General features: G+C 68.7%; 15 protein-coding genes and 1 riboswitch. Of the genes, 8 read left to right on the top strand and 7 right to left on the bottom strand.

Annotated features, from left to right (window positions below):
- The 3 genes from VFM98_RS13400 to thiD form a co-directional block, all read right to left on the bottom strand.
- Positions 1 to 600, bottom strand: a 600-nt coding sequence (locus VFM98_RS13400; RefSeq protein ID WP_325110416.1) for an acyl-CoA reductase, incomplete at its 3' end; no start/stop codon positions are given.
- 1 nt (position 601) lies between these two features.
- Positions 602 to 1,717 (bottom strand): long-chain fatty acid--CoA ligase, encoded by a 1,116-nt coding sequence (locus VFM98_RS13405; protein ID WP_325110417.1) that lies wholly within the window; start codon positions 1,715 to 1,717, stop codon positions 602 to 604.
- On the bottom strand, positions 1,714 to 2,556 hold the full coding sequence (gene thiD, locus VFM98_RS13410) for a bifunctional hydroxymethylpyrimidine kinase/phosphomethylpyrimidine kinase (protein WP_325110418.1): 843 nt from the start codon (positions 2,554 to 2,556) through the stop codon (positions 1,714 to 1,716). Before thiD ends, VFM98_RS13405 begins: the two co-directional genes overlap by 4 nt.
- Positions 2,557 to 2,618: 62 nt before the next feature.
- A riboswitch (TPP riboswitch) is annotated at positions 2,619 to 2,713 on the bottom strand.
- Positions 2,714 to 2,788: 75 nt separating this feature from the next.
- On the opposite strand from thiD, the gene VFM98_RS13415 reads away from it, so the two are divergent.
- Entirely contained in the window at positions 2,789 to 3,310 is a 522-nt protein-coding gene (locus tag VFM98_RS13415) for an MOSC domain-containing protein (protein WP_325110419.1), read from the top strand.
- A gap of 2 nt (positions 3,311 to 3,312) precedes the next feature.
- Here the strand turns inward: VFM98_RS13415 and VFM98_RS13420 are convergent, their stop codons facing one another.
- Positions 3,313 to 3,936: a hypothetical protein gene (locus tag VFM98_RS13420; protein ID WP_325110420.1), complete on the bottom strand. Its 624-nt coding sequence runs from the start codon at positions 3,934 to 3,936 to the stop codon at positions 3,313 to 3,315.
- 171 nt (positions 3,937 to 4,107) lie between these two features.
- On the opposite strand from VFM98_RS13420, the gene VFM98_RS13425 reads away from it, so the two are divergent.
- From VFM98_RS13425 to VFM98_RS13455, 7 genes are all read left to right on the top strand, one after another.
- Positions 4,108 to 5,022, top strand: coding sequence for a LysR family transcriptional regulator (locus VFM98_RS13425; protein WP_325110421.1), 915 nt, complete (start codon positions 4,108 to 4,110; stop codon positions 5,020 to 5,022).
- A gap of 124 nt (positions 5,023 to 5,146) precedes the next feature.
- The gene (locus VFM98_RS13430) at positions 5,147 to 6,085 is read left to right on the top strand and encodes a tripartite tricarboxylate transporter substrate binding protein (protein WP_325110422.1); all 939 of its coding nucleotides are present in this window, start codon (positions 5,147 to 5,149) and stop codon (positions 6,083 to 6,085) included.
- A gap of 51 nt (positions 6,086 to 6,136) precedes the next feature.
- Positions 6,137 to 7,273, top strand: coding sequence for an FAD-dependent oxidoreductase (locus VFM98_RS13435; RefSeq protein ID WP_325110423.1), 1,137 nt, complete (start codon positions 6,137 to 6,139; stop codon positions 7,271 to 7,273).
- On the top strand, positions 7,263 to 7,616 hold the full coding sequence (locus tag VFM98_RS13440) for a (2Fe-2S)-binding protein (protein ID WP_325110424.1): 354 nt from the start codon (positions 7,263 to 7,265) through the stop codon (positions 7,614 to 7,616). The genes VFM98_RS13435 and VFM98_RS13440 overlap by 11 nt, the downstream gene beginning before the upstream one ends.
- Complete coding sequence (locus VFM98_RS13445) at positions 7,606 to 8,982, top strand: FAD/NAD(P)-binding oxidoreductase (RefSeq protein WP_325110425.1); 1,377 nt, start codon at positions 7,606 to 7,608, stop codon at positions 8,980 to 8,982. Before VFM98_RS13440 ends, VFM98_RS13445 begins: the two co-directional genes overlap by 11 nt.
- Positions 8,983 to 9,029: 47 nt before the next feature.
- The gene (locus tag VFM98_RS13450; protein ID WP_325110426.1) at positions 9,030 to 9,392 is read left to right on the top strand and encodes a RidA family protein; all 363 of its coding nucleotides are present in this window, start codon (positions 9,030 to 9,032) and stop codon (positions 9,390 to 9,392) included.
- A 462-nt stretch (positions 9,393 to 9,854) separates the two neighbouring features.
- Positions 9,855 to 9,989, top strand: a complete 135-nt coding sequence (locus VFM98_RS13455; RefSeq protein ID WP_325110427.1) for a hypothetical protein — start codon at positions 9,855 to 9,857, stop codon at positions 9,987 to 9,989.
- A 6-nt stretch (positions 9,990 to 9,995) separates the two neighbouring features.
- On the opposite strand, the gene VFM98_RS13460 is transcribed toward VFM98_RS13455, so the two are convergent.
- The 3 genes from VFM98_RS13460 to VFM98_RS13470 form a co-directional block, all read right to left on the bottom strand.
- Positions 9,996 to 10,118: a hypothetical protein gene (locus VFM98_RS13460; protein WP_325110428.1), complete on the bottom strand. Its 123-nt coding sequence runs from the start codon at positions 10,116 to 10,118 to the stop codon at positions 9,996 to 9,998.
- Complete coding sequence (locus VFM98_RS13465; protein ID WP_325110429.1) at positions 10,109 to 10,594, bottom strand: DUF6151 family protein; 486 nt, start codon at positions 10,592 to 10,594, stop codon at positions 10,109 to 10,111. Before VFM98_RS13465 ends, VFM98_RS13460 begins: the two co-directional genes overlap by 10 nt.
- Positions 10,595 to 10,604: 10 nt before the next feature.
- Positions 10,605 to 10,920, bottom strand: a 316-nt coding sequence (locus VFM98_RS13470) for a glutathione S-transferase C-terminal domain-containing protein (protein ID WP_325110430.1), incomplete at its 5' end; no start/stop codon positions are given.

Here is a 10,920-nt window from a genome sequence, read left to right on the forward strand (position 1 = left end):
CAGCAGGCGCGCGAACAGGCTCGCGAACACCGGCTCGGCGCTGGGCAGCTTGCCCACCGTGCCGGCCTTGACCAGCAGGCCGCAGGCCAGGCTCCACAGCGGCAGCGCCGGCACGTTGCCGGCCCAGCTGTGCACCAGCAGCTCGGGCCCGAAGGCACGCACGGCGCCGCCCTTGGGCGCGGGCTGGAATTCGTCCAGCAGCTTGGGATTGGCGAAGTCCTCGGCGACGAAGCGATGCAGCTGGGGCGCCCGGAAGGATTGAAGGAAGCCGTTCAAGCCCAGGCGCACCATCTCGGCGTCGTAGCCGCTCACGACGGGCAGCAGGTGCTCGGCCTCGCGCCGCATCGGGTCTGCCGGGTCGAGCAGGCGGCGCACTGCCGCATCGACGATCTGCACGATGCGCGAGACCGGCAGCGTCTTCAGGTGCTGCGCACTCGCGGCCTTCACGCGCCGCGTCACTGCCCCCAGCTGCGCCGGCGTGAGCACGGGAACGCGCACCTGCACCTGCTGCCCCGCCGCGGCGAAGGGCAGGACGTGCCACGCCATCTCGTCCTCGCGCAATCCGGGCAGGTGGCCCGCGCTCCAGGTCTCCATGCTCACCTCACGCCCGCGCCGCCTGCAGGAATTCCTGCACCGCCAGCGAGCAGCCCTTGGCCTGCGCGCCCTCGGCGCGCCCGAGCAGCAGGAAGCCCGCGCCGCTCGCCACGCCCACGTCCTCCGTGAGGATGGTGGTGACCGAATTGAAGTTGGCCAGGTCGCAGTGCACGAGGATGCCGCGCTCGCCCGCCGGCACGTCGCGGCCGGTGAGCGGATCCACGATGCGCGAGCGGATCCAGTGCGGGCCCGACTTCACCGAAGGCACGACGGCGTTGCCGTCGTCGTAGAGCTGCGTGCTCAGCTCGGTCATGCCGTACATGTTGATGCAGAGCGAGCGCGGGACGCCGAAGCGCTGCGCCAGGGCCGCATAGAACTCCTCCAGCGGCAGCTCGCGCGACTGGCTCTTGTAGCCGCCGGTGTCGAGAATGCGGCTGCCGGGAGGCAGGCGGAAGCTCTCGCCGCCTGAGGCCAGCGCGTCGAGGAAGTGCACGAAGCTGTAGCTCGCGCCGAGCACGGCGCACGGCTCGCCGCTGCGCTCCGCGGCATTCAGGAAGCCGCGCAGGCCCTCGACATCCATGCCTTGCAGGCCGACGAAGTACGCGCTGTCAGCCGTGCCGAACTCCTGCATCGCCAGCGCGAGGTAGTGTGCGAGCGAGGAGTTGGGCATCTCCCGCTCGTTCGGGAACAGGATCGCCATGCGCAGGCGCGGCGTGCCCTGCATGAAGCGGCGCGCGAAGTTGCCTCGGAACGAGGCGTCCCACACGGCGATGGTGGGGTGATAGTGCCGGCCCTTCACGTCCCCACGCGTCGTGCCGCTGGTCATGAAGACGCGCTCGGCGCTGTCGGCCGGCGCGCAGCTCAGGGTCGCATCCTTGAAGGCGTTGATCGGCACGGCGGGGATGTCGCGCCAGCTCTTGACGGTGCGGGGCGTGACGCCGCGGCCCTGGCAGAAGCGGCGGAAGGCGGCGTTGCCCGCATGCTGGTGCGCGAACAGGCGCAGCGCCAGCGCGTCGAACTCCGCCTCGCTGCAGCCGTCCTGCGCGATGAAGGCGAGCAATGCGTCGACCAGAGCGGCGTTCTGGATTCCCGCCTGCGCGGGAAGGACGGGTGACGTGCTCATGCCAGCGGCCGCTTCTGCAGCGCCTGCGGCGCGAACGCGTGGTTCAGCGGGCCGCTGCCGGCGCCGGTGCGCACGTCGGCGCCCGCTTCGAGCGCGCCGCGCACATAGGCGCGGGCAGCTTCGACCGCCTGCACCAGGTGCGCGCCCAGCGCGAGCTGGCTCGCGATCGCGCTGGAGAGCGTGCAGCCCGTGCCGTGGGTGTTGCCGCTGGCGATGCGTGGCGCGCGCATCCAGCGCGCGGGCGCGCCGCGCACGAGCAGCAGGTCGCTCACCGTGTCGCCGGCCAGGTGGCCGCCTTTGACCAGCACGGCGTTGGCGCCGCGCTCGATCAGCTCGCGCGCGGCCGCCTCCATGTCGGCCTCGGAACGCAGCGGCCGGCCGACCAGCAGCGCCGCTTCGTCGAGGTTGGGCGTGACGACGGTGGCCAGCGGGAACAGTTCGCGCACCAGCACCTCGATCGCCTGGTCGTCGATCAGCTTGGCGCCGCTGGTGGCGATCATCACCGGATCGAGCACCACCTGGCGCAGGCCGTGGCGCTGCAGGGCCGCGGCCACGGTGCGCACGGTGTCGGCGGAGTGCAGCATGCCGATCTTGACGGCGTCCACGCCGATGTCCTCGACCACCGCATCGATCTGGTCGGCCAGGATCTGCAGCGGGACGGCGTGGATGGAGCGCACGCCGAGGGTGTTCTGCGCGGTGAGGGCCGTGATCGCCGTCATGCCGAAGCAGCCGAGCGCGGCGAAGGTCTTCAGGTCGGCCTGGATGCCGGCGCCGCCGCCGCTGTCGGAGCCTGCGATGGACAGGACCCGCGGGTAACGGAAGGCTGGGACAGTGTTCAAGGGGGCTCCTTCGCGAGCGAATCGTTGGCTCCGAAGGGTTCGCCCCGGACCCCGGGGAAAGGGGTCAGGCTTGCAGCTCTCCTTCCGCCGGTCTGAACCGGTTCAAGTTCACGGGTCTGGATCTCAGCACGCCATGCGTACACCCCGGAGCTGGCTGGGATTGTGACACAGCGCGGATGCGGGCGCCCGGGCCGCCGCCCGAGGTATCTTGAAGCACCCGGAACCATTGCCCATGACCGACCTGCGCTCTCTCGCCCGTGCGTTTCCCTTCGCCGGCCGGCTGGAGGCGATCTTCCTGCGGCCGGCGCGGGACCGCGAGGCGATCCGTGCGCAGGCATGCGAAGCCATCGAGGGTTTCGGCCTGGAAGGTGACCGCGCGGCCAAGGGGCGGGGGGGCGGCAAGCGCCAGGTCACGCTCGTGCAGGCGGAGCACCTTCCCGTCGTCTCGGCACTGTTGCGGCGCCCCGAGCTCGATCCGGCCCTGCTTCGGCGCAACCTGGTGATCTCCGGCATCAACCTTCTGGCCGCCCGAAGCCTGTTCCCCGATCAGCCGTTCCATCTTTTCGTCGGGCCGCAGGTCGTGCTGGAGGTCACGGGCCCTTGCGAGCCCTGCTCGAAGATGGAAGCCACCCTGGGTGCTGGCGCCTACAACGCGCTGCGCGGCCACGGCGGCATGACGGCACGGGTGCTGCGCGGCGGCAGCCTCGCGGTCGGACAGGAGGTCAGGCTCGAAGCGCTCCTTCCGCCGGCCTGAACCTACTTGGGCGCGACGGTGCTCACCACCTTGCCCCGCTCGTCGATCTCGACGGAGGTGATGGGGGTGCTCGCCGTCAGGGGAATGAAGGTGACGCGCGACTGCGACGCAGCCGACGCGGGGGGCTGCAGCGCCGCCGCATTCCCTTTGATTTCCTGCTCGATCAGCGGCAGGATGGCCGTGAACGCCGCCTTCAGTTCCTGCTTGTATTCGGCATCGGTGATGAAGTTGTTCATCCTGGCCTGGCAAAGGTAGTAGGACTGGTCGCGGAACAGCTGCAGCCCCTGCGAGCGCTTGAACAGGATCTGGCCGAAGGTTTCCAGGCTGCGGGAGATGCCGGCGCTGACCTCGTTGCCCTTCGCCGCCGAAGCGGCGAGCGACGCCGCGAAGGTGCTGGCGATGTTGTCGGTGACGTCGGCAGGCGCTTCGCCGCAGACGACCAGCGGACTGTTGTCGTCATTGGCGCGCTCGGCCTTCACCAGCACGACGCGCCTGGCCGGCACGACGGCGAACGTGTTGATGCGATTCCTCGCGTGCTGCTCGATGATGGGGTTCTCGGCGGGCGGACTGAGATACGCGCAACCCGAGGTCAACAGGACGACGCCGGTGGCAAAGAGGACTCGCATGGTGCACCTCCTGGAAACGAACATGGTTCACTCCCTGGAGGGAACTTACGGCCGGGGCTGGGGCTGCACATACCCTTGTGGAGGGAGGGCGCGCCGTGGGCCGTGCTACCCTCCAGCACCCGGTGAGCGGCGGATGCAGCTGCGTGCCGCTGCCGAGTCGCCTAGTCTTGCATGCCGAAGAAAATCATCACACACAAGATGATCGAGGCCTTCCGAGCCGCGGTCACGCAGGGCGGGATCAGTGCCGGCGCCGATGCGCTGGGCATGTCGCAGCCCTCCATGAGCAGGCTGATGACGGAGCTGCAGCATCTGGTCGGTTTTCCGCTCTTCATGAAGCACGGGCGAACGGTAAAGCCGACCGACGAGGCCCTGGCCTTGATGACGAAGGTCCACGAGTCGTTCCTGGGGCTGGAAGAGATCACGCGCTTCTCCGAGCAGTTGCGCAAGCAGCGGCTCGGACGGCTCTCGATTTCCACGATCCCCTCGATCGGGCATTCCATCATGCCGGAGGCCGTCGAACATCTGAGAAGCAAGTATCCCGACGTCGTCATCAGCCTGACCATCAGTTCCTATCTGGAAGTGGCGAGCAGCGTGCGCAACCGCGACGCCGACATCGGCTTCACGGCCGACAAGCTGTCGATCGGCGACCTTGAAACGGTCGCGGAGTTCTCGGCCGACTGTGTCTGCATCGGCACTTCGAGGTGGCTGCCGTCCAAGGCCGCCTTCGTGGCGCCGAAAGATCTCCTCGGCAAGCCCTTCGTCGGCATGACCGGGGCTTTCCAGCGGCACATCGATGCCCTGATGTCCACCACCGGCCAACAGCTCGACGTCATGGTGGAGACCTCCTTGTTCCAGACCGCGAGCGAGCTCGTCCTGCGCGGCATGGGGCTTGCCATCGTCGACGCGCTGACCGGTGCCCGCCACCGGCTGCGGGGCGGCATCGCACTGCCGCTGCGCCCCACCATCCGCTATACCGTGTACGCGACGGCCATGGCGGATACCCGTCTCAGCAAGCCCGCCCGGGAACTCCTGCAGTACCTGGGCGCCGCGACGGGCAAGGCGAAGACGCATACCAGCCATGAATAGGTAGCGTGCATCCCGGCCATGGTTTGACGCGTCTCGACTCCCTAGCATTCGGGACGCCACATCCAGCCGGAGAATCGCTTTGGAGTCCACTGTGCCGAATACGCGGAAGATTGCCGCCGCCCTGATGCTTGCCGCCCTGGGCGCCACGCAGGCCGCGCGAGCGGAATACCCGGAGAAGCCCATCCGCCTCATCGTGAATGCAGCACCCGGCGGGGCGGCCGATTCGACCTCCCGCCTGCTCGCCACGGCGCTGGCGCAACGCCTGGGCCAGCCGGTCGTCATCGAGAACAAGCCGGGCGCTTCCGGCGCCATCGGGCTCGATGCCGTGGCCAAGGCGGCGCCGGACGGTTACACCATCGGGCACGCGAATCTCGCGACCTTCGTCGTGGCGGCCCTCGCCGCGAAGCACCTGCCGTACAAGCCCACGCAGGACTTCACGCCGATCGCGAGGCACTGGGCGCAACCCAACCTCCTAGGCGTGAACCCGAAGTTGCCGGTCCGCACCGTGGCCGACCTCGTCGCCTACTCCAAGGCCCAGCCCAACGCCCTCTCCTACGGGTCCACCGGCAACGGCACTTCGCTGCACGTCGTGACGGAATTGTTCCGCTCGTCGGCCGGCATCCAGATGACGCACGTGCCCTACAAGAGTGCTCCGGCGGCGGAGTCGGACCTGGCTGCGGGCTTCATCCAGGTGATGGTCAGCAACTTCACTTCCATGGAGCCGCAGGTGAAGGCGGGGCGCATCCGCGCGCTCGCCATCACGGGGCCGAAGCGGTCGCCGCTGCTGCCGGACGTGCCCACCATCCGCGAAGCCGGCTTCCCGGAAGTGGAGATGGAAACGTGGGGCGGCATCGTGGGGCCGGCGAACCTGCCGGAGGCGATCGTCAAGAAGCTCAATGCGGAGATCAACGCCGTCCTCTCGGACCCGAAGATCGTGAAGCAGCATGAAGCCCTGGGCGCCACGGTGACGCCCGGAACGCCCGCACAGTTCGGCGAGCAGATCAAGGCCGACAACGCCAAGTGGGGCGCCGTCATCAGGACGAACAACATCAGCCTGGACTGACGGGCGTGACCGTGTCGGGCGCCAGGCGCGCCCGAGCGGCCGAAAGAAAGCATGCACAAGGAAGAAGTCATCGTCGTGGGCGGGGGCGTCGTCGGCGCCGCCATCGCATTCGGGATCGCGCGCACCGGCTCGCCGGTGACCGTACTCGATCAGGGCGACATCGCGCATCGGGCGTCACGCGGCAATTTCGGCCTGGTCTGGATGCAGAGCAAGGGGGACGGATTTCCGCCCTATGCGCGATGGGCCCGCGAGGCCGTGGAGCACTGGGCTCCGCTGGCCAAGGAACTGCTGGAACGCACCGGCATCGACGTCGCGCTCCAGCAGTCCGGCGGCTACTGGATCGGTTTCAGCGACGCCGAGATGCGCGCCCGCGAGACCATGTTGGAGAAGCTTCGGCCGATGGGCCGCGGCATCCCTTACGAGATGCTGGACCGCGCTGCCCTGAAGCAGCGCCTGCCGGCCATCGGCCCGACGGTCGCGGGCGGGAGCTTCTGCCCGCTGGACGGACACGTGAACCCCCTGAAGCTGCTCCACGCCCTCCATGCCGGCCTGAAGACACTGGGCGCGCGGATCCACTCGAATGTGGATGTGACGCATGTCGTGCACGACAAGGACCGCGGCGGCTTCGAGCTGAGGAGTCCCGAGGGCCGGGCCTGGCGTGCGCAGCGCGTCGTCCTGGCCGCGGGCTTGGGCAACAAGGCGCTGGCGGCCCAGGTCGGCCTCCATGCGCCCGTCTCGCCGAATCGCGGCCAGGTGCTCATCACGGAGCGGCTGAAGCCCTTTCTGCCCTGCCCGACCAACAAGGCGCGGCAGACCAACGAGGGAACCGTGCAGCTCGGCTACTCGGTGGAGGATGTCGGGTTCGACGACGGCACCACTCCCTCTGCCATCGAATGGATCGCCAGGCGGGCCATCGCCACCTTCCCCATCCTGTCCGCCGTCCGCCTGGTGCGCGCCTGGGGGGCGCTGCGGGTGATGACGCCGGACGGGTGCCCCATCTACCAGGAGTCTCAGACGTGCCCGGGGGCGTTCGTTGCCACCAGCCACAGCGGTGTTTCGCTGGCCGGCACCCACGCCTACGTGGTGGGGCCATGGATGGCGGGACTGTCAACTGCGCCGGAGGCCATCCATGAATTTGCCGGAGACCGGTATCTCGATCCGACGAGGAGCTTTGCCAATGCACACTAAGCCGGGAGCGCCGCGCCGCCCGCTCTTCACCACCGACTCGCTGGCCTCCGCCACCGTCACCGTGCAGTTCGAGGGGGAAAGAATCAGCGTGCCAGCGGGCGTGTCCATCGCCGCCGCGCTGCTGCTCAAAGAGGCACAGCCTTTCCGGACCACGCCGGTTTCGCAGTCGCCCCGCGCGCCCTACTGCATGATGGGCGTGTGCTTCGAATGCCTGGTCGAAGTGGATGGCAAGCCCAGTCGGCAAGCCTGCCTCACGACAGTGCGCGAGGGAATGGTCATCCGGCGCCAGCAAGGAGCGTCGGCCCTCGGGTGCGCAGCGGAGGCGGCCGGCCATGGACGCTGAAATGGTCGACCTCCTCGTCGTCGGCGCGGGTCCTGCCGGCCTCGCGTCAGCCGTCGAAGCCCGCGCGGCCGGGTTGAGCGTTGCGTTGCTCGATGAACAGGCCGCCGCCGGCGGGCAGATCTACCGGAACGTCGATGCGGCAAGCGCGAAGATCTGCGCCGTCCTGGGCGAGGACTACGCAGCCGGGTCAGCATTGACGCGCGCTTTTTCCCGGAGCGGCGCGCAGCACATTGCCGGCGCCGCGGTGTGGAACGTCGGCCGGGATCTGCAAGTGAACTACCTGCTGCAGGGCGTGAACAGGGCGCTGCAGGCGCGGCACATCCTCCTGGCCAGCGGCGCCATGGAGCGGCCTTTTCCCATCCCCGGTTGGACTCTCCCCGGCGTGATGGGTGCCGGCGCGGCGCAAATCCTGATCAAGAGCGCCAGCGCCCTGCCGGACGAGCCCGTCGTGCTCGCCGGCTGCGGCCCCTTGCTGCTCCTCCTGGCAAGCCAGTATGTCGCGGCGGGCGTGCAGATTAAGGCCATCGTGCAGACCACGACATCCGCGGACCACCTGCGGGCGACGCGGCATCTGCCGGCTGCGCTGCGCGGATGGCCGGACCTGGGCAAGGGCCTCCGCATGCTGCGGCTCCTGCGCAAGCAGGGCATCCCGATGTTTGCCGGCTCCAGTGATCTTGCGATCGAGGGAAAAGAGCACGCGGAGTCGATCCGCTTCACCCACAAAGGCAAGCCGCATCGGATCGCGTCGTCCCTGGTCCTGCTGCACCAGGGAGTGGTACCCAATACCCAATTCAGCTGGGCGCTGCGCGCCCCGCATCGATGGGACGAAGCGCAACTGTGCTGGGTGCCCGAGACCGATGCGTACGGCCAGATCGAAGACAGCAGCATCTATCTGGCAGGGGATTGTCGCGGCATCGTCGGTGCCAAGGCCTCTGCGTCGCAAGGCCGGCTGGCGGCCATCGCGGTAGCCCGCAAGCTCAGGCCCGCGTCCGGTGCAGCCCTGCAGGAGCGTGAACGAGCAGTGCGCTCGGAGCTACAGCAGCAACTCAGGATCCGGCCCTTCCTCGATGCCCTCTATCGACCTGCGGCGTCGCACCGCATGCCGAAGGAGGACTCCGTGATCGTCTGTCGCTGCGAGGAAGTGACCGCCGGGCAGATCCGCAAGTACGCGGAGCTGGGCTGCCAGGGCCCCAACCAGACCAAGGCGTTCGGGCGTTGCGGGATGGGCCCGTGCCAGGGGCGCCTCTGCGGACTGACCGTGACGGAACTCCTGGCCCAGTCCCGGGGCGTGTCGCCTGCGGAGGTCGGCTACTACCGCATCCGTCCGCCGATCAAGCCAGTCACGCTCGGCGAACTGGCCGGCTAGCGGCAGGTCGCCAGCACGCGTTTCACCTCTCGGAAAGGAACATTGGAATGAGCAACATCGCTCGCATCGCCACGGACCGGCGCCGCAGCCGCGCCGTCGTCTACAACGGCATCGTCTTCGTCGGCGGCCAGACCGCGGACGACCGCACGCAGGACATCCGCGGCCAGACCCAGCAGACGCTCGCCAAGATCGAGAAGTTCCTGGCTGAGGCCGGCACCGACAAGAGCCGCCTCCTCACCGCGCAGATCTGGATCAAGGATCTCCAGAGGGACTTCGCCGCTATGAACGAAGTCTGGGACGCGTGGACGGCGCCCGGCGCAGCACCGACGCGGGCGACCGCCCAGTGCGAAATGGGCGCTTCCGACATCCTGGTGGAAATCATCGTCACCGCCGCGGTGGCTGCTTCGTAGAACGCCCCGCATTCAGGGCGTCGGCACCGTTGCGCCATCGATCGCGCACTCGGTGCCGGAGGCCTGTCATCTGCCCTGGTGCAGGGTCGGCTCGGTGTACTTGATGCACTGGCCCTGGTTGCGGAAGCCGCAGGTACGCCAGCCCTGGCCCTTGCATTGATCCGGTACGCCGGCGTCGTCGCTGCGCGTCAGCAGCAACTGTGCTTGATCCAGGAGACCTTCGGCACGGAGCGTTGCAGGCGGCTGCCTAGGGTGGCCCCTAGGTGACGTGCCTTGCTTCCGACGCAAGGATGGTGCGTCCGGACAGCCGGTGAGCACCTCGAAGGAGCGCGGCCGATACTCGCGCTTGTCGACTGGATGGTCCAAGCGTCCGAACGGGCTCTGCGCAGCGGGTGGCCCATGCCTCCGGAGCAAACCCGTCCACGAGGGAAAACGATGTCCGTTCTCAAAACGAATCCAGTCGTGTTCTTCTGGCGGTGGATCCGCTACAAGCTCACGCGCTGGCAGATGAAGAACGTCGATCCGATGTATCCGGACATGATCAAGTACGTGAAGGACAAGAACGACTTCGAGTCCACGTACGGTACGGGCTGGTAGGCGCGCTCAGGCCACCGCCGCGCGCCGCGCGGCTTCCACTTCCTCCCGCCCCGCCACGCGCGGCACCGCCAGCGGCGCGCCGCTGGCGAAGAACAGGGGCGTCGACTTGTAGGCACCCGTCAGTCGCACGCCGCGAGGCGCAGCGCCACGCGCGCGAAGCGCAGCTTGCCGGCGAAGCCGGTGTCGCGCGGCACCGGACCATGCGCGCTCTTCGTGTTCACCCGCAGCGCCACCCGCGGAAAGGACCGCTCCAGCGGATCGGGCTGGTGCAGGCACGTGTGCACCAATCCCACATAGGGCAGCTTCCAGTTGCGCGGCGTGTTGGCGATGGGCGTGCCGCAGCATGCGGCATACCAGCGCAGCAGGCCGCGCGGCGAGAGCGAAACGCATGCGAGCTGCTCGCGCCCGGCGGTGATCGCCACGTTGCTGGCCGGCGTCGCGACCACGTCCGTTCCGCCGCTCGCATCCAGCACCTGGTCGGCACGCTGCAGCAGGTGCGCGTAGGCTTGGCAGTCGCGGCAATAGCAGACGGCGCGCACGCCGTGCCGGGGCTGCCGGATCTCGCCCTGCAGCTTGCCGCAGGCGCACTGGAAACGGTGGGCCATGGCCGCGGCCTCACATCTGCAGGCCGTGCTCCTTCGCCACGGCAAGGTTGCGGGCCTCCGCGCGCTGCAGCGCGGGGCGCGCGGCGAGGCGCTCGCCGTACGCGACGAACGCTGGCCGGGGCTCGAGCATCTGGAAGCGCAGCAGGTAGCGGACGGTGCCGCCGAAGATCACGTCGGCCATCGAGAAGCGGTCGCCGAGGAGGAATGCGCCGCCATCCACCGCGCTCTCCATCGCCTTCAGCATCGACGCATGGTCGCCCCAGCCCGCCTGCGAGGGCCTGAACTCCCAATTGGCCGCCTTGGCCATCAAGCCCGGCTCGATCACC

The sequence above is a fragment of the Ramlibacter sp. genome (assembly GCF_035706265.1).
Lineage (GTDB): Bacteria > Pseudomonadota > Gammaproteobacteria > Burkholderiales > Burkholderiaceae_C > Ramlibacter.